Here is a 20,045-nt window from a genome sequence, read left to right on the forward strand (position 1 = left end):
GAGATAGTGTTATCAAAATAAGTTTAGTTTTGGTTAAACGATTCTTTTCGATAATAGATCACAACCAAACTTAAAGAACAAGCAGCTAAAACTAATACGGCTACAGAAATTAAACGATTGGTATTTTCTGCTTTTGTTTGACGTAATTTATCAACTTGTTTAACGTTAGTCATTTGGCACTTAATAATTTCACCATCTTCTTTAATTTCAAATGGAACTGGTGTTGTATCAATTAAGTAACCTTTTGGAGCGTCGAATTCTTGGAAATTGTATTTTCCTTTTGGTAATTCATCGAATGTAAATCTACCATTTGAATCTGTACGACCTTCCACAACTACTTTTCCATGTTCATCAGTGATTCTGATACCAGTATCAGGTAATAATTTACCATCTGATACATCTGATTTTTCAAGTTCAGCACTTCCGCGAATCGCTTTATTTTTAATAGTGAATAAAGGTTCTGTAGGTGCTACTGCTTCCTCTTCTGATTCATTTGTTTGTTCTTCTGTTGCAACGTCTGTTGATTCTTCAGTAGTTGTTGCTACTTCCTCACTTTCTTCAGTTGTCTCTGTATCTTCTTTTTCTGACTCTGTTTCTGATTCAGGTGTCACTGTATTATCTTTTTCTACTATTAAAGTACCTGTTTCATTATCAAAAATTTTCGTTGTTTCTTGAGTCACTTCAATACGATAAACTGTTTTGTCTAATACAAGGCTGTCATTAGATGTTTTTGTTTCATTAAAGAAATAAGTTCCCACAACTAAATCTTTCCAAATACCAATACCATTTTCATCAATAACGAGGTGTTGGATAGGTTCCTGTTCAGAATTTCTTAACTCAAATTCTGCTCCCTCTCCTAACTCGTTAAATTCAAATTTGTAACCAGCTTTTTCTTCTAGCTTGCTTGTTTCATTGATTTTTTCAAAAGGAACGTCTGTTAAGAATAATTTGTTAACAATAGGATAACGAGCCATACGGTTAAAGTTTTGGTTATTTTGGAATGTCCCATTGTCAAAGATATTTGATTCTTGTTCTTCGCGGTTATCCGTTGGTGTTAAACTAACTGGATATTCTTTTTCGCTAATCACGTGATCATTACCAGCGTTTAACTCTTTAGCGTAGTAATCTCCTTCAGGATATTGTCCTTCAAAGATTGCTTGTCCTTCTTTAGTTGTCGCAATACCAACTAAGCCATTCTCTGGAACAAGAACATCACCGTCTTTTTCAAATCCTTCACGCATGAATAAACCAAAGACTTTGCCTTCAGACGGAATTGTTTCAATAACTGCTGCATTTTCTTCATAGCCAACTAAGTTTTCATCTTCTTTATTAACAATCACTTTCACTTTATTCCAGTTATTTTCTGCTGAAATAGAGCTAGATGTTAAAGGAACATTTTGTCCTTCATAATCAATCGTAAAGTCGATTTCATCTTCTTTAATAATAAATCCGTTTGGAGCTGATTTTTCTTTTGCGAAATAAGAACCAATATAAAGAGCTTCTGATTTGAATTGACCTAATTCATCAGTAGTCAAAGTAGCAACTAAGTCACCCGCTTTATGATGAACTTTTCCGTCACCACTTACAATATTTTTTCTAGCGAAAATATCAAATGTCACGTCTTTCAATGGTTTTTGGGCAAAATTAAATAAGTGTAAGTTCCCATACTCAGTTTCTTTGGTTTCTACACTTATAGCAGTTTCTCCAGTTTTTTTCATTGTGACATTACCTTGGGCTTGTTTGTTGTTAATTTCAATCGTAATCAAGCCATTGTGTGTACCGTCTACAACAAATTCAACTGGTTTATGAAGTTGAATATAACCCCATGGAGCTTTAACTTCTGTAATTTTGTAACGACCATTCATTAATTGAGAAAGGAAAATTTCTCCTTTTTCATTCGTTGTAAAAATAGTTGTTTCATTACCTAACGCATCTTTATGCGTTAATTTAAGCCCTGTTTGTAGATTTTCAATCTCAAATTGAGCGTCTTGACTTAAAATATTTAAGTGACTTTCATCATCTTTTTTGATTAATTTAACGTCTTCGCGAATCACTTTATCAGTTGCGGTTAATTCAATGACTTGACCATCTTCTGTAATATCAACTAATTGGTCAGCAACTGGCTCATAACCTTCAGGTGTTTGTGTTTCTCTGATAATATAGCCAAAACCATACTCAACATCAGTAAACGTTAACTCACCCTTTTCATTTGTAACAGCTTTTTGTAAAACTGTTTTTCCGTCTGGAGATAATAAACTAAATTCAGCTCCAGATAAGAACGTTTTTAAAACGCCTGTATGCCAATCTTCATCAGCATACTTAATTAATTTAACTGAACCCATAATTTTTTTATTTGTAAACTCTTGAACGATTGTTTGACCTGCTTTAGCAGTCACTTTAATTGGTGTACGGTCAATCACGTATCCAGTTGGTTCGATAATTTCTTCAAATTCAATGACTGCATTATCAGGTAGTCCGTACCAATCAGCATAACCATTCACATTTGTTTCGATTTCTCTAACTTCATTTGTATCTAAACGTGTTGCTTTAAAAGTAGCTTGTAGTGTTTTTTTAGTATCTTTATCTACTTTTCTAACAGATACATTTCCTTCTTTAATAACTTTAATAGGAATACGGACGCTATTTGGATCACTTATCATAGTCCATAAAGTATTTTGAGTATATGGATGTTCGTAAATAAGTGGTGTTCCAACATAGCTTGAATCAATATTGTATTGGAAATAGATATAACCGTCTTTTGAATTTTTATCCGGTGTAATAGTTACTTTATTTCCACTTTTAACTATTTTTGCACCTGTTTCATTTTTATATGATACGTCTTTATAACTTGCAAAAACACCTTTAGTATCAGTCAATGTGACACTTTCTCCCACTTTGACTGATACATTAGTTTTATCAAAAACTGGGGCTGAATTATACTGTTTTACTTTATCTTGAATGTATTTTTTATGAGCATTATAATCAGCCATCGTGTAATCACCAGATAAAGCTGTTGGTGCTTTTCCTTGTAGTTCATAGATATACATTTGAGTTAAAAATTCATTACCTAATGTTTTTCCTTTTGTGTAATATCCAAAATAGGCCGCTAAACTTATATCTTTAGTGAGCTTTGTATCACTTACCTTAATAACGTAACCTCCATTAGGACCTACGCTAAGAACAACTCCTAATTCGATACACCAAAGTGTATCCCCTGCATCATTACGTTTACCATACCAACCCCATTCAGAATGACCATTCGCAAAATACATATTAATATTCGCAATATTTGTCCATGACGGAACATTTACATTAATACCAGCTCTTGCAGAACGTTTCATACGATTTGAGTTGCCTAAAGAAAAAATATCATTTAAACTTCCTTCTTCAACATAATTACTATCAGTAGTTGTATAAAGTTTGCCATCTGTACCTTGAATTAAATTTTGTGATTTTAAAAAGTCTTCAATGGAAACAACTTCGTTTTCAGTCATTTTGGGACTATCATTTGCTTTAGCAACTTCATCTAACACTTTTTCAGGTTCAGAGGTTACTTGAGGTTTTTCTACTTCTTTTGAACTTTCGGTTGTATCAACTTTAACTGCTTCTGTTTGTTCTGTATCACTACTAGCTTTTTCTTGTAGTTCTACTCGATTTAATTCTTCTGCACTAACTACAATAGTTGGTACAACGGTTTGTCCAACTAATAGTAATGTCGCAAGAATAGCGAATACTTTATTTTTTAGATTTTTTGATTTCTTCATAGTATACTTGTATCACTCCTTAAATTTTTTTGTGAGTAAAAATAAAGCCATAGATTAGTCGGGTAATCTATGGCTTTCTCTATTTATTTTTATGGACTATATGAAATTACATTAACTCCATAACGCATCACACCCTCAAATTATTTTTATAAAAAAAAGGTACTAACTCTCTTTTGAGAATTAATACCTTAAATTTTTTATTCTAATCCCAGTAAGCAGTAATAGTATACGTCCAACCTACTAATTTACCATCAAAATCACATATAACTGCATTAGCAACAACTTCTTTTGCCCCAGCAGCAAATCCAGCAGCTTCTGCTTCTGCAGCTGTTGCATAAGGAGCAGTGGGACATGTATGAGCTGGAGGTGTCACATTTCCACCACCACCGTTGTTATTGCCACCATTATTGTTACCACCGTTATTCCCAGGGTTTTGTCCGCCACCATTGTTCGTTGGAGGGGTTACACTACCACCACCAGAGTTATTATTTCCTCCGTTGTTTGTTGCTGGAGGGTTATATCCGCCACCTTGATTACCTTGATAGCCAGTATCTTGATTAGTAGTGCCAGCATCGTTACTTGCCACATTTTGTGGCTTGTCTTGAGGTGTAGTGACTTCGAAAGTACCATCAGCTTTTTGTTCCACTTTGCCACCAGTTTCTTTGGCTTTTTTATCAGCTTCTGCTTTTTCTTTTTTGACAACTGCTTCATTGACTTGTTTCCATTTAACAGATAGCCCTTCTTTAACTTTTTGATTCTTTAAGTTATTGATACGCTTTTCAATTGCTTTTAAATCGTCTCTTTTAACAGTATCTACTGGTTTATTTTCTTTATCAAACCATTTTGAAATAACTTCAATTAAATCATTGATTTCAGTCACTTGTTTTTCTGCTTCCTTTATCAAAGACTCAATAGCTAATTCCCATGATTTCTTTTCATCTGTTGACTTAGGAATCGTCACTAATTTTGCCTCGTTCTTAGTAGCCGTTACAACTGCCTCAATATCAGCTAGAGTTAAATCATCAGCCGTTGGCAATTCCAAATTGAAGTCAGTCCCTGCGATAACTTGTTCTTTATCGTTAACTGTAAATAATTGCGTGACTTTATTTTGTGTCATTAATTGATAGTTAACGGCTTTTACATTTGATTCCACTTCATCTAAAATCGTTACAACTTCTTTATTTTCTTTTGCTACTTCTGATAAAGAGTCGTTTTTGTGTTCAGCTTTCAATTGATCAATTTGTTTTTGAATCGAATCAAGAGCTTTTAAATCAACTTCCTTTGCTAAAAAATTAGGATTCTCTTTATCTCTTAATTCATCAACTGCTTTTTGAAGTTGTTCTAATGTTAATTTTTCTTTCTTAATTGTTTCTAACGCTTGAGTGACTGCTTGTTGATGTTGATTCTTCGCATAAACATTTGTACCAACTGCCCCACCTACTACAACACACGCTACAACGATTCCTAACGTCATTTTCTGTTTTTTAGTCCATTCATTCCACTTTTTCATCTTTATTACTCTCCTTTTGTATAATATTCTCGATTTTTGATTATATGTTTATTTTATTGTATACTTTTAGTAACCCAAATAGAATTTTTCTATAAATTCATCCTACTCCATTGATTCATTCCACTTTTTGAATCAGTGGGGTTCTTTTTTTCTAATTGATTGGTTTTGATATTCTTAATATACAATACTTGTTGCTTTTTATCTAATACGTACCTTATTTGGCTAAACACTTGCATCAAAGAATAATGAGTTTGTTTGTCCACTGATACCAAAGAATATCCATTCGGATAAAGTAAATCGCCATTTGTTAAACTAATCAATTCACTATTTTTCAAAATATCTTGAATCACTTGATCATCATAATGTGTCCCACAAATTTCTGTCATACTTCTTAACTCCTCTCACATTAACCAGTAAATAAACAATATCCAAAATGGTAAAGACATCAATAGGCCATTTTTAATACCTACACACGCATCTAATTTTTCTTGATTAAATTCCTCCATAAATGGACTCCCTCTTCTCATATTAGCTTTCAAGCAGCTACATAGTAATTAACATTTCACTAACGTTATCAATTAAGACATAGGTATAACTAACAACAGTTGAAGTCATAACCACTTTCTTTAAAGTAGCTCGTTCAGATAGTTTAGTAATATGTTTTTTGTTACAAAATTCTTTAAATAAGACTTCCTTGTCTTTTGACCTTTTTAAATACGTCACTAAGTTTTGATGTAAATCTGTTCTCATGTCCATTCTCTCACCTACCTAATTGATTTCAATTTTCTATATCGTTTGTTTAAATCATTAGCAAACTTTGTCCTTTGAAAAACGGTATTGTAACTCACTTGTCGAGTCTCAAGTACTCGGTCAATTCCTGACGTGGTCAATCACGACGTTTTCTATAGGCTAAGGACTAGCCTAGCTGATTTCTCCTGTTGGCAAGTTATTTCTAACCGTCCAGCTTACCCATGCTTACCTACCAGGTAAAACAAGTTGCGTTCGTTCATTCTACAAAACTAATAGCGTTCTTTATGTGACAATTTTTTTATACTGATACTTCTAAAAGACAGTCACTTTATCTCTTAGCACACATCCTTATTTTTTATCTCCTTTCACCGTACGCACCAGTTTATTCAATTTTCAAAGAACAATGACTTCAGTAAATCTAAGTCATATCAGTTATACATAGAATGTTATTAAAGCTTTTAAGTGATTGTTTGCTAATCACTTAAACAAACGAATTGTATTGTTATAACAGTGTTTTAACTGCTTTAGGTTTATCTAATTTTTCTAACAAATCTAATATGGGATCTCTTCTAGCAACTAGCATTTCCTTGCTAATGACACATTCAATTTGATGATATAAATTATGAGTTTTTCTAATAACTGGCTTTTTCCAGTCAATGCTTTCTCTTAAGATAAAACGGCCGTCATACAAATTTACCCAAATTTTATCGTCCTTTGTCTTAACTGTATGTGCCAGTATTTCTAATTCCTCACGTCTTAATACTTTTCCCATGTTTTTCTCCTTTCAAAAATTATTTACAAAAATCAAAAAAGGAGCTAGATTACACTGATTTAGTGTAGTCTAGCCCCTTCCTAATATGTTACATAGTCATCTGACAACAGATTATTTTTATCCAATGAAACAATCTCATCAAGTTATTCAACTGATAAAATTAGCTCTTTGTCTAAAAAGTTCCTAGTATTCAAATTATAGAAAGTTTGATATACTAGAATCCGTTGTAGAGTTTTCTGCAACATAGAGAAGGAGTTAACCCTAGACACTTTATCAGGTTCTGCTGATTAGAGTGTGCATTTTTCTCAACGACCTTATTTGGAATTGGCGTTCCTTCTAAGCGAGAGAGCAATGCGGTAAGCTCCTTTTCTCATTTTTGCACCTTTATTTTAAACAAGGTAACAAAAAAGAGATATTCAATTGTCTTAATTAGTCTTATTCTAAAAAACTAATGTTCTTGTTTACACTATATCAGACACTTTTTGATTATACAAGCTTTAAAATAAAATATGATTTCCAATTTATTTTATCCAACTATTTAAAATTTGATTAATAAATGCCACAAAATATTAATACTTTTACTCTTAATTCCTCCAAATATAAATATTTTCCATAATGAAAACTCTAAGTTAATAAGACTATTACTAAAAAGATGCTACTTAGGAAAACCTTTTTTAATTCCGATTTAATTTTCATATTACAAATTATCCTTTCAAATTAAATGTAAGTGCTAATAGCATAAGATACATCATTCCAGCCTCCTATCCCTCCTAACAAATATAATATATAATATAACTATCTTTATTTCTAACCTCGAAAAATCAAAATGTACAAATTGAACATACCCAACCTTTAAAATAACGCTATATAATTCACTTGATTATAATATTGTTCAGTTTGTAATATTTTTGTAAGAAAAACGTGTACAAAATGAGCATGAAATATTGATTAATATTAAAATTTGATGAGAGAAAGGTGGAAACTATGAACTTTATTGATGGTTTTAGGAAAGAACTAAATATAAGCAAAAATGAAATTTATAAGAAAAATATCTCTAGGCGACAATATGAATCCTATACTCATAACATTTTGGAAGCACCTTTGAAATATGTGATTAGTATCTCTGATGAAATAGGAGTGAATTACCAACAAATTTATGCAGAATACGGCATTCATCCAACAACAGTTTCAGAAATTGATAAATACAGAATCAAATGTATTTCTCTGATAAGTGAAAATAATTGGCAACAAATTATAAAAGAAATTGATTATCTTGAAAGAACATCATTACATCTAAAAAATTCCAAGTATTTGAATATATGGACTGTTTTAAGATTACATATGTATACACCTAAACTGAATATACCATCAGAATATCAACATTATAAATTCTCTGAAAAAGATTTAAAAATTATTGAATCTTACTACAAAAAAAGAAAAAATTTAACTAATTTTTTAAGTACCTCAGATTTACAGATTTTCTCAAACCTTGTAAATTTTGAAACATCTAACTTTGAACCATTTCAAAAAATATTCAATTACGTATTTAGTGACACAACTAAAATTAAAAAATATAAACCATTCTATGAACACTTTCTGACTTGTGTTGTCAATTTTATGTATTACTCTTGTAAACATGAAAATTTAAGTTTTGCGGATTCTCTCTTAAAACTTTATAGAGAGATAGAAACTGACTTTCCATCAAGTAATGTTGGAGTTGATATTAAAATATTAATAAACTTGTTTAGTGATCTATTAATATTCTTCAAAACAAAAAATGATGAATACTATGCTTCAGCAATTGTATACAGAAACGTTTTAGTCGATACAAATTGTAAAGATGCTCTATATATTTGTGAAGATATTTTTGACGATATCATTAACAACAAAGATAAAAATGTTAAAAATAAATATGAATATTTTATTTCAAAACGAGAATACTAGTAAGGGGAAAATTAATGTCAAATCTTAGAGAAACTAACAACATCACTCTCTTAGGCACAGCACACGTATCAAAAGAAAGTGTTAAAGAAGTTGAAGAACTTATCTTAAAAAAACAACCTAAATATATTTGTATTGAGCTAGATAAACAACGTTATGATAACTTAGTCAATGATGAACAATGGAAAAATACAGATATTGTTTCAGTTATTAAAAATAAACAATTCCCAGGTCTTGTCATGCAAGTTATTATTGCTTCAGTTCAAAAAAAATTCTCCTTAACTACAAATTCAGAACCAGCTGGAGAATTTAAAAAAGCTATAGAATTAGCTAAACAAACTAACGCTGAAATTATTTTGATTGATAGAAACATAAAAATTACACTAAATCGAATATGGAGAAAATTAACTTTATTCAACAAAGTAGATATAATTACATCTTTTATTTTTGGCAGTGATGATACTGAATTAACTGAAAATTCCATTCAAGATATTATGAAAGATGATGTTATGGAACTTGCTTTTTCATCTTTCAAAGAAAAACTTCCAATCATTCATAAAGTTTTAGTTGAAGAACGCGATGAATACATGGCCAATAATATACTTGAACTTACAACTAATGAGGAAGTAGTAGTTATTATTGGAAAAGCTCACCTTAATGGCATTTTCAACAAAGTAAAAAATAATTCAAATACACATAACAATGCGGAATTAGATATAATTCCAAACAAAACACTAGGTACTAAACTAGCAAATTGGTCCTTTTCAATATTAATAATCGGTTTATTAATTGCATCATTTGTTTTTGGAGATTACAATGTCGGCATGGACCAATTAAAACAATGGATTTTATGGAATTCATCACTAGCAGCTATATTTACACTTCTTGCTAGAGGAAGCTTTATATCTGCAATCGTTGCATTTCTAACTGCTCCTATTGGTGCAATTAGTCCTGCATTATCTGTTGGAATATTTGTAGCTTTTTCTGAAGCAATCGTAAAAAAACCAACAGTAAATGATATGGCAAATATTTTTGAAGATACTTCAAGTATAAAAACCATCTTGAATAATAAATTTCTAAAAATTATTGTCTTATTTTTTGTTTCTAGTCTTGGTGGAGCAATTGGTAACATTATTGGTGGTAGTCAATTAATTAAAAATCTCTTTTTCTAAAATCCTAAGAATGCCAGATAACTTCTGAGCATTCTTTTTTATTACAAATAATCTTAATTCTTCCCCTTTGCTCCCAACCTCATCCCAAAATTAACGCTACTTCACCACAGTATATAACGAGCCTAAAGTCTCGCTTGTAGCTTTCAGCTACCTGGTACACCAGCCGTTTTCTAAGGAAAACTCTCGCCTAAAAAATGTTGCTAAAGCAACCCGGCTCACTCTCTATAAATATCTTTTCTAAACACCTAAAACCAACAAACAGGATTCTAGAATTATGTTATTGGCAGTTCGTCCATTTAAAATTATTAAGTTACTCCATCAAATAAAAGAACTTCTGAACGTGCCTTCGGTTCTTTAAATTCAATGTTTTTCGCAAATCGAACTAACATAGGGCTGTCCTCAAAGTAACGCTTCAGAACGTCCATATAGTGATTAAACAAGTATTGCTTTTTATTTTTTAGTGTGACGGCCATTGATTTTTTAGTTGCTAATTTTGTATAACCGTTTCGGCCACGTTTTGATTCCACATAAACACGTTTCTCTTTCTTCAGTTGACGCATTAAATCTTTATATGTGCTTTCAGGCATATTAAGTGCCTGGCAAATTGTTTCTCGGTCTGTTTGAATATATGGTCTTGCAGAAGATGTTTTTTCGTTGATGTAGTTAATTAAATCTTCAGCCCATTCTTTGTAGTGAGATTTTTCTCTTTCTTCTCTGGGTTTAGCGTGTTTTACCCATTTTTCACGTGCCACACGGCCATTCTGACGTACGCTAGGATTATAAGTTGAACCAGTATACAAACTAAGCAATTCCTGAATGAACTCTTTACTTGCTCCAGTGTATTTCCCACTGTAAGCAGACTTAATAATTTTTACGACTTCAGAATCTTTTAAACTGGCCGAGTGACCATTAAAATCTTTCAACTCAGAATTAAACTGATCCATTTCATCATAGCATTCTTCAAAAGATAAACCACTTGAATAGCAAGCCAAAGAACAGGTGAAAATAGTGTTATTTCGCCCTATTTCCCCTTTGTTACCTCTGATTTTAGCGGTATTCATTAATTCTCTATACCAAGATTCATCCACTTGTCGAACAGTTTTAGCCTTTTTCTTTAAATCTAGCGTGAATTCAAAACTAATTTTGTCCTGGTATTTCATGGACCAGTTCATTAGCTGCTTAAACGAATAAACAAAATTTGGCTCAAAATGAATTAAGTTTTGTTTAGTTGGCATTCTAAAGATACCGAAGTGATTACACGTCACGTCGATACCAGGTAATTGTTCCGCAAAAGAACGTCGTAAGTTGCTTGAAATCAACTTAGCCACGTTTAACGATTTATAATTATTGGCAGAAGAAACAAACATTGCCTCTTCCAGCACGTAGTACACGTGATAACCTTTAGGCGTTTTTAAAATGGCCGTTGGTAATAGCTCATCTGTATCAATACTTGCCATCATCAAGTCATTTAGAAAGTTAGGATTGTTGGTATCAACATCTAAAACAAAGCAATTCAAACGAATTAAATTATCTTCAGAGTGGCCATAAACAGATTGTTTATTATAACCACCATACGAAAAGATATTAGGCGTCCAATGTGATAATTTCTCTTGATTCTCAAGAACACTTTCCAACGAACTCATAACAAAGCCACGTGATTCGGTCATATGTTCTTTCGTACGAAACCCAAAAACAACACCCTGCTTGTCTGTAACAACTGGTGTTTCTTGAATATATTTGTGACGACTGTTTTTAGTTTTGTAAGTTGTTAGTCCGTTTTTGACAATCAATTCAATTAATTTTTCTGCTTGCGACATCCTGATATCCTCCCTTCAAAAAATACAAAAAAGAACCCACTCATCCCTTTTTGATGAATCGGTTCTTAAAAAATGATTAAAAAGGCCACTTTTTTAAAAAAGAGTATACGAAATAAGCCTTTTTACCTTGATTTTTTTGCGAAAAATTGCTATTATCAGTGTAATAAATTTATAGATAAATAGCAGTTCTTCCAAAGAACCGTAAAAAAGTAATTAAACTTAGAAATGGAATTCAGCCTCCAGTTCTGAGTTTTTTTTATTTAGTTAATAATATATAATAAAAAAATTTAAAGTAAAGTCTTTTTCTAAATATATTGTGTTAATAAAAAAGTAACACTGAACAGGTTGAAAAACAACCATTTATTTATTAAAGGTATACGGTATTCTTTAATGATATAGGTATACGGTATTCTTTATTGTTAAAACAAAACCGTATACCTTTAATAATTCCTCGATAGTAAAGCTTTTATTAAGAGTATACGGTATTCTTTATATTATTAAAGGTATACAGAATACTGTATACCTTTAATAATATTTATTTCAATTTTTCTAATTCTTCCGATATTTCCTTTCTCAAAAATTCTATTTTTGAGGATGACAATTTTTGATTAATATAACTTTCGATTAAAATATCAATCATTTGATTAAAAGAAACTTTAGAATTAACACTTATTAATTCACTCATTAAAGGACGTAATGCTTCTAATTTAACATTTACAACTGGACTCACTCTTTTGGGCATTGTAGCTTTATATCTTTTATCCTGATAAACATCTGGACGTCCTTGTTTATTTCTACTCTCATTTACTATATTTTCAAATTGAAAATCTCGTTCAGTTGTTACTTTTTTTGATTTGACAAGTGCATCGGTATTACTTATATCATTTTCTTCGTAATCATATCCAAAAACTTTCCTATTCATCTAATTACACCGCCTTTTTTTCGAAGTATTCAATATTACTTTCCATTTCACTTAATATATTAAAAAAAACATTACATGCTTTAAAATCCCATTGATCGTAATTTCCGTAAACTGTCTCTTTTAATTCTATTCCAGTTCTTGAGTAACGCTTTAATCTTTCTTGATATGTAACTACTGTCTTTAATACATAATCTTTGTAAATTTCTTTAGCTTCATTCATTACTTCATTATCTATTTGACTATCAGCTTTTAACAAGCAAGCAATAATTCCAGCAACTTGAATATTTATTTTATTCTTTTCAGCAAGGAAATTTTGGTAAGCAATATATTTTTGAACCCCCTCTAAGCTTTCTTCTTGAGTTTGAAATGCTATTAAACTGTAGTCAGACGCAACCATAGCATTATCAGAGAAATCAGAAATCGTTGGGGGTACATCAATGAATATATAATCATAGTTTTCTTTTAGTTTATTAATTGCATTGGCTAATACAGATGATTGTTCTTTTTCAGTCTTATAATTTTTATATAGAAATTTTGGAAATTGAGTGAAACTCGTATCACAAGCAATTAAATCTAAATTTTCCATTATTGGAGTTATACACTCTGTTATTGTTTTATCTCTTAATATTAAAGCATTAGTGATTGTATATTTTATATGAGAAATATTTCCTGTCTTTGCTAAATTTTGAGTTGCATTCGCTTGTGGGTCAAGGTCTATTAATAATGTTCTCTTATCCTTTAACTTGGCACTAACAAAACTAAGCATCGTTGCAATTTTTGTTTTTCCTACTCCACCTTTAAAATTTCCTACTACTATTGTTTTCGCTGTCATAATTAATCAAACACCTTTCTTTTTAGTATACCGTATATATTATATATAAAGTATACTCTAACACATGGTAGATTTCAAGCTTAATTAATTTAAATTCACTAATATATTTACTTTGTTAATATTGGTTTGAAAATAATACGGTATACTTTAATATTTTCTGTATACCGTATTATTTTTATATAGTGTATACGGTATACTATATAAAAATAATATTTTGATATTAGCTCAGAAACTTAAAAGTATTTGAGCTACCTAAAATTTGTTGATATACTTGATTTTGTTAGGTGTCAAAAACTTATGTTCAGAAAGGTTTGTAATATATGGCAATTTTCGGCTATACAAGAGTTAGTACCAGCAATCAAGATTATCAAACACAAATTCAAAAATTAGAAAATGCTGGAGCTGAAAGAATTTTCAGTGAGAAATATACTGGGACAAAAAAAGAGGGGAGAAGAGAGTTAGAAAATTTACAAGATACTGTTAAAAAAGGAGACCAAGTACTAGTTACCAAAATTGATCGCTTAGCTAGAAGTATTGTCGATTTAAATTCAATTGTTTCCTCATTAAATGATAAAGGCGTCACGGTAACATTTTTAGATAATTCTCTAACGTTCGAACCAAATAAAAAAGATTCCATGCACACTTTGATGATGAATATGCTAGGCAGCTTTGCACAGTTTGAAAGAGATTTAATTGTGACTCGTACACAGGAAGGGAAGCAATGGCATAAAGCTAATAATAAAAATTATCGTGAAGGGCGCCCAAAGAGAGTTTTAAATGATAGGTACAAACACGCATTAGAGCTAATGAAAACTCATAGTATGAGAGAAGTAGTGAAAATGACTGATATTTCACTATCCACTCTAAAGAGAATAAAAAAGCAGGCTAGAGAAGAAGAACAACCCTAATATTGGTAACAGCTTTGTTATTGTGATATAATTGTGTTGGAAATGAAGTACAACTTAGCACAAAGCCCCAGAAGATGTCGGAATCTTCTGGGGCTTTTTTTGTGGGCTAATGTCGCCTTAAATTGTTTTACTTCTTGTTTCGATTATTTAGCCAATACTCGAACAATACAGCTATTAAACTGACAAGAAGTGGGAAAATGAAATACTCGTACAACTTAGCACCTCCTTCCAGTCGCTAGACTGTCGGATAGGCGACACTCAATTATATCATACACCCTAATCATTCTCTTTAAATACTGCTAAATCAATCTGACCTAGTACACTATACTTGCGTTTTATTATCTCTTTCTCATTTGTAATTTACAAAAAGTTATTTAACAGTAATGAGTTAAATATAACCTTCTATGAAATAATTAACTTTAGTTTACTAAACAATGATATATTTTTTGTATAAAAAGGAGGGATAAAATGAAAAAAACTAGAAAATTTTTGATGGTATCATTGCTATGTACCTTATTTTTAACAGCAGGAGTACAAACGTTAGCTGTTTCAAAACAATTTGGTAACAATACTCATGCTTGGTGGGCAGGATCTGGACCATCTGGTTCTCATTCCCAATATCTACATAATACTAGACCACATGGTTCTTCAGTAACAAAAGGAGATCAAATTGATGGTCGACAAGCAAGTGCTGGGAAATGGGCAAATTCGCGTCTTTGGATTTTTTCAGGTTGTGAGTTTTTTTATAGTATAAAATAAAAATTCATATTACTATACAATAAAAAATTTGGAGACTAAATAAAACAGAACCACATTAGTTTTTTTGCTTATGTGGTTCTGTTTATTATTATTTGGAGGACACATAATGAAAAAATCTATTACCTCTATTTTATGTTTAATTTCTATTTTATTAAGTTTTACATTTTCTTTTTACTATAGAGGGTTAGACATAGAAAGGATTCAAGAGATAGAAAAAAATGAAGACAGCTTTGATATATATATTGCTAGTAACGGATATTCATTAGAAGAATTTACACAACGATTAGAATTAATTTCGAAAAAGTATAATGCTTCTATTATTCGTTCAGACCAAATAAATGTTGACAATAACTTAGTTACCATTAAATCCGGGATTTTCTCTGACAGTTATTTTTCTGAAATACACCTCGACTTAATTTCTGGCAGATTACCTAAGAATAAGAACGAATTTTTAGCAACATTCGATACTAATAAACAAGGACAAGTCGGTATAATTAGAGACATATTTTCAGATAGTCCATTAATATTTAACTCTTTAAAAAGTTTCTTATCAGAATATGATAGTTCGTTAAATAGTAAATATTCCATTAATGTTGAAAATAAAGAAGAATTTATCAAAGATATACAAAATACTTTTGAAATGACATACGATGAAATTTATAATATTCCATTCTTTAGAGAATATAAACAAGGAGCATACTTTTATATTTTATTAGTTATGTTATTGGTATTAATAATTCTACTTATTCTAATTTCATTACTTAACCCTCTTAAAAACATACAAATGGTTGGTGTATTAAAGCTACAAGGATATACCAATATTGATGCTTTAAAGTTGGTAAATAGTAAAGTATTAGTATTACCTATACTTACATATCTCATTTCAATTCCCATACAATATATATTAATAACGAATGTCAGTTCAACATACTTTTTTAAGTTAACATTGTTACAATTATTGGTAATATTAATTTATTACATTAGTCTTTTCTTATCTTTACTTATCATAAAAAGATATACCATTTTAAATGCAATTAAAGGTTTTTTTGAACCCAAAACTGCTCTATATCTTAATTACATTACTAAATTTGTAATACTATCGTTACTTATTTTAGTAATTCCTATTGTCTCAAAGGAATTATCGAATCTAAAAATGAGAATAGATGTAAAAAAACTATATGAAGAACAAGAAAAATATCTTACAATATCAAGTTATCAATTTGTAGATAATGAATTTCAAGAAGGATTAAATAATACTAGTAAACTAGATGATAAATTTTTAAATTTATTTAAAGATTTAGAAAAAAATTCCGCTGCTCAATACATGTTCGCTGAAAAGCTTTATCCAATCTATTTGGAACCTCAGCATACACGGGCTAACATTACTTTTCAAGGAAATGAGTACATAAACACGGTTCAAGCAAATTGGAATTATATTGATACCTTAAATTTAGATACTAAAAAAATAGAGAAAGATGAGAAATCATATAAATTGCTGATTTCTTCACATGAAAAAGAGCATGAGGAAGAAATTCTATCCATCTTAGGTCAACATATTAATAATTTTTATCCTATTGATAAAATGTATAAAAATGAAAAAGATATTCCGATTACAATTTATTATTACACCAACAAAAAAATGGAATTATTTTCTAATAATATAGATATGATTAATGAAAATAATGGAATACTTACTAATCCAGCAATCATAGTAATGGATAATTTCTCTCTAACTAAAAATAATAGCAGATTATTTGATGGTGCTTTGTATAATCCTCTGAAAATATTGAATAATAAAGAAAATATTGAAAATATAAATAAAGCAATAACGAAAAACGGATTAGAAAAAAATAATTTGAATTTTGAAAATTCATTTAGTTCTGGGTATGAAAAAGAATTAAAGATGATAAAAATGAGTATTTTATTCTATTTATTTATACTAATTATATTTATCAGTATTAGTCTGCTGAGCTCCTATTTTATTTTAATAGTTACATTTTTAATAGGAAAAAAAGAAATTCTAATATCGAAATTTTTAGGTTATAAATATACTGACATCTATAAACAACAGATAAGAAATATTTTAATTATTTATGTACTCGGATTAATTGAAACTTTATTGTTAGAAAATGAAAAAATAACAATATGTATTTTTTCTATATTAATATTAGTGGATGCTACAATAAGTTTTATTATGTTTAAAAAACAAGACAAACAATTACTTAACAATGCATTAAAGGGAGAAATTTTATGATTATAATCCAGTTGCGTAATTACACTAAGAAATATAAAAACAAAACAGTTTTGTCAAATCTAAATTTAGAAATCCAAAAAGGTGATATGATAGCTATTACAGGTCCTAGTGGTGCTGGTAAATCTGTTCTCCTAAATACAATTGGTTTAATAGAAGACTTAACGGAAGGTGAATTAATACTATTTGGGAAAAAAGCGCCAAAAATTAATAGCATAGAATCGAATAAAATAATTAGAGATAAAATATCCTATCTATTTCAAAATTTCGCCTTGGTAGAACATAAATCAGTTGAGGACAACTTATATATGGCATTAAAATATACTAATTTAAACAAAGAAGAAAAAAAACAATTGGTTAAAGAAGCACTAGAAAAAGTAGGATTAGATAATTATGAAAAAAATTTTATTTATGAACTATCTGGTGGCGAACAACAAAGAATTTCACTTGCAAGAAGTATTATAAAACCAAATGAAATAATACTAGCTGATGAACCAACCGGAGCATTAGATACTAAAAATAGAGATTTAATTATAAATTTGTTAAAAGAAGTAAATCAATTAGGGAGGACAATCGTTATTGTTACGCATGACGAAGTTGTCGCTAATAGTTGTAATAAGATAATCAAAATTTAAAAAAACTGGAGGAGATTATCATAAAAAAAAAAAAATTAATATTATATATTTTTTTCTTACTCTTGATTTCTATCGGATCTTTCTCTTATTATAAATTAAAAGATAGTAAAGAGTGGCGAGATCGTCTAAATCCTTTTTTAAATAAAACAATTGGATACGCAATATTACCTGAAGAAGTTACATATAATGGTGGTGATAAGTACGATCCTAATGGATTTGGAAATAAAGTCCAAATTCCTGATAAATATCATGTTCTTGTAGTAGATTCAAATCATTCAAAAGAACAAAATTATTTAACCTTTTCAGGAGGACAATCCCCTGAAGGTAAAAATTTTGGAAAAGTAATTCACAAGGGAACATACGTGTATAAATTAGAATTTGTTTCATGGGAAGATATACCCAAAAAAGAACAAAAAATTTTATTAGATAAATCTGGTAGGTAATTTGTATGAGAGTGTTTGATAGAGCATTTTTAAGTATTTTAAGAAATAAAAAACGTAGTCTTTTATTGTTTTTAATTATTTTTATATTAGGTTGCTTACTGACAAGTTCTATAATAATTTATAAAAGCACTAAGAAAATAGAAAATGAAATAAGAAATAAATTAGGTGTTTCAGCAACTTTAATAATTGATAATGATCTAATAGAAAAAGAAATAAAAGAGGAAATCTTTGATAGCAAAAAACAGACTCTAAGCACTGATTTAGTAGAAGAGATTGGAAATAGCTCTTATGTTGAAAGATTTGAATACAATATTATGGGAACCGTAAATCCAACTGAATTTGAAATAGTAAATGATAGCGATGATGACCGTAATAAATCGTTATTCTTTCATGGAGTAAACGATCCTAACTTGCTCGATATAGAAAATAAAAAAATAAAATTATCTAAAGGTAGATTACTCTCTGAAAATGAAATCCAAAGTTCAGAAGGTAATGGAATTATATCTAATCAATTTGCTGAAATTAATAACATAAAAATTAATGATAGAATTACCTTACAAACACAAATAAAACAGATTGGTATGGATACCATCAAAGCAGATTATTTAGAAATACCTATAAAAGTAGTTGGGATTTTTTCATTAGACAATTTAAGCGAAGGTAGTAAAAAAAAGAATAGGGAAATTTCTAGTGAACAATTAAATACTATCTATTTTTCAAATAATTTTGTAAAAAAAATAAACATTCAACAAAATAAAATTTTTAATGATTTAAATCCAGGTTTTTACACTAATGATGATGGCAGCATAATGAGTGCCACAGATATTGAAGATTTAATAAATATTGGTATGCCTATTTTTAAAATCAAAAATTATGACAATTTACAACCTTTTGTAGAATTTTCAAATAATAAGTTAAAAAATAGCTATTTTAAAATACTAACAACAGATAATCAATTTCAAAAAATTGGTAGTAATATAACATCAATTAATACAATTAGTAAATACATAATAGTCGGTTCTTTTATTTCTTGTTTCACTATAATTGGATTAATCGTACTTTTGATAATAAAATATAGAACTAAAGAAATAGCTATATTATTAGCCTTAGGTGAGCAAAAAAAATTGGTTTTTATTCAACTGTTATTAGAAATACTAATAATTACATTTATAGCGCTAAATATTTCGGTGCTAACCGGCACTATCGTTGAAAAGAATATTTCAAAATTTCTATTAATTGATAGTAAGGATCAAACTACTGAAATTAATAGCTCCAATAACGAAGATTCATTTAATACTGAAGAAAAATATAAATTAGATAAAATTTCAAAGACTATTATTTATGAGAAAAATTTAACAGAACTATATGTGTCAAATTTAAGTATAATGGATTACTTTTTTATAATTATTAGTCTAAGTCTAATAATTATTGTTGTCTCAATTTTATCCTTAACACGTGTATTTACAACACAGCCCAAAAATTTACTCTTTTTATAATTTTTTTCTGTTATTATCACTTTAACTATTCCTTTTGTTACTATCTTTTAATAGTAACATTATATTGGCAACA

The 20,045-nt window shown here is 29.5% G+C and carries 16 protein-coding genes; 8 read left to right on the top strand and 8 right to left on the bottom strand.

Features of this window, described 5'->3' with window-relative positions; genetic code table 11:
- Positions 1–23: 23 nt before the first annotated feature.
- The 5 genes from H9L18_RS14810 to H9L18_RS14830 all read right to left on the bottom strand — a co-directional run bounded on the left by H9L18_RS14810 (position 24) and on the right by H9L18_RS14830 (position 6,796).
- On the bottom strand, positions 24–3,764 hold the full coding sequence (locus H9L18_RS14810) for an MSCRAMM family protein (protein ID WP_126796204.1): 3,741 nt from the start codon (positions 3,762–3,764) through the stop codon (positions 24–26).
- 202 nt (positions 3,765–3,966) lie between these two features.
- Positions 3,967–5,274, bottom strand: a complete 1,308-nt coding sequence (locus H9L18_RS14815; protein WP_126796206.1) for a hypothetical protein — start codon at positions 5,272–5,274, stop codon at positions 3,967–3,969.
- Between the two features lie 89 nt (positions 5,275–5,363).
- Positions 5,364–5,660: a hypothetical protein gene (locus tag H9L18_RS14820; RefSeq protein WP_126796208.1), complete on the bottom strand. Its 297-nt coding sequence runs from the start codon at positions 5,658–5,660 to the stop codon at positions 5,364–5,366.
- Positions 5,661–5,817: 157 nt separating this feature from the next.
- A complete protein-coding gene (locus tag H9L18_RS14825; protein WP_126796210.1) occupies positions 5,818–6,030 on the bottom strand; it encodes a hypothetical protein in 213 nt (70 codons plus the stop codon).
- A gap of 496 nt (positions 6,031–6,526) precedes the next feature.
- Positions 6,527–6,796, bottom strand: a complete 270-nt coding sequence (locus H9L18_RS14830) for a hypothetical protein (protein WP_126796212.1) — start codon at positions 6,794–6,796, stop codon at positions 6,527–6,529.
- A gap of 984 nt (positions 6,797–7,780) precedes the next feature.
- Between H9L18_RS14830 and H9L18_RS14835 the strand changes: the two genes are divergently transcribed.
- Both H9L18_RS14835 and H9L18_RS14840 read left to right on the top strand, forming a co-directional pair.
- A complete protein-coding gene (locus tag H9L18_RS14835; protein ID WP_126796214.1) occupies positions 7,781–8,740 on the top strand; it encodes a hypothetical protein in 960 nt (319 codons plus the stop codon).
- Positions 8,741–8,754: 14 nt separating this feature from the next.
- Positions 8,755–9,909 carry a TraB/GumN family protein gene (locus H9L18_RS14840; protein WP_126796216.1) on the top strand — a complete coding sequence of 385 codons (1,155 nt, stop codon included), beginning with the start codon at positions 8,755–8,757 and terminating at the stop codon, positions 9,907–9,909.
- Between the two features lie 305 nt (positions 9,910–10,214).
- Here the strand turns inward: H9L18_RS14840 and H9L18_RS14845 are convergent, their stop codons facing one another.
- The 3 genes from H9L18_RS14845 to H9L18_RS14855 form a co-directional block, all read right to left on the bottom strand.
- Entirely contained in the window at positions 10,215–11,726 is a 1,512-nt protein-coding gene (locus H9L18_RS14845; RefSeq protein ID WP_126796218.1) for a primase C-terminal domain-containing protein, read from the bottom strand.
- A gap of 535 nt (positions 11,727–12,261) precedes the next feature.
- Positions 12,262–12,648, bottom strand: a complete 387-nt coding sequence (locus H9L18_RS14850) for a hypothetical protein (RefSeq protein ID WP_126796220.1) — start codon at positions 12,646–12,648, stop codon at positions 12,262–12,264.
- A 4-nt stretch (positions 12,649–12,652) separates the two neighbouring features.
- Positions 12,653–13,480, bottom strand: a complete 828-nt coding sequence (locus tag H9L18_RS14855; protein ID WP_126796222.1) for a ParA family protein — start codon at positions 13,478–13,480, stop codon at positions 12,653–12,655.
- Between the two features lie 320 nt (positions 13,481–13,800).
- Here H9L18_RS14855 and H9L18_RS14860 point away from each other — a divergent pair, with 320 nt between their 5' ends.
- From H9L18_RS14860 to H9L18_RS14885, 6 genes are all read left to right on the top strand, one after another.
- On the top strand, positions 13,801–14,388 hold the full coding sequence (locus tag H9L18_RS14860; protein ID WP_126796224.1) for a recombinase family protein: 588 nt from the start codon (positions 13,801–13,803) through the stop codon (positions 14,386–14,388).
- 468 nt (positions 14,389–14,856) lie between these two features.
- Complete coding sequence (locus tag H9L18_RS14865; protein WP_126796226.1) at positions 14,857–15,147, top strand: lactococcin 972 family bacteriocin; 291 nt, start codon at positions 14,857–14,859, stop codon at positions 15,145–15,147.
- A 106-nt stretch (positions 15,148–15,253) separates the two neighbouring features.
- Positions 15,254–17,401: a hypothetical protein gene (locus tag H9L18_RS14870; protein WP_126796228.1), complete on the top strand. Its 2,148-nt coding sequence runs from the start codon at positions 15,254–15,256 to the stop codon at positions 17,399–17,401.
- A complete protein-coding gene (locus H9L18_RS14875; RefSeq protein WP_126796230.1) occupies positions 17,398–18,033 on the top strand; it encodes a putative bacteriocin export ABC transporter in 636 nt (211 codons plus the stop codon). Before H9L18_RS14870 ends, H9L18_RS14875 begins: the two co-directional genes overlap by 4 nt.
- A 62-nt stretch (positions 18,034–18,095) precedes the next feature.
- The gene (locus H9L18_RS14880; RefSeq protein ID WP_233637824.1) at positions 18,096–18,476 is read left to right on the top strand and encodes a YxeA family protein; all 381 of its coding nucleotides are present in this window, start codon (positions 18,096–18,098) and stop codon (positions 18,474–18,476) included.
- 5 nt (positions 18,477–18,481) lie between these two features.
- On the top strand, positions 18,482–19,972 hold the full coding sequence (locus tag H9L18_RS14885; protein ID WP_126796234.1) for an ABC transporter permease family protein: 1,491 nt from the start codon (positions 18,482–18,484) through the stop codon (positions 19,970–19,972).
- The last annotated feature ends 73 nt before the right edge of the window (positions 19,973–20,045 follow it).

The organism is Vagococcus carniphilus, assembly GCF_014397115.1.
GTDB classification, from domain to species: Bacteria; Bacillota; Bacilli; order Lactobacillales; family Vagococcaceae; genus Vagococcus; species Vagococcus carniphilus.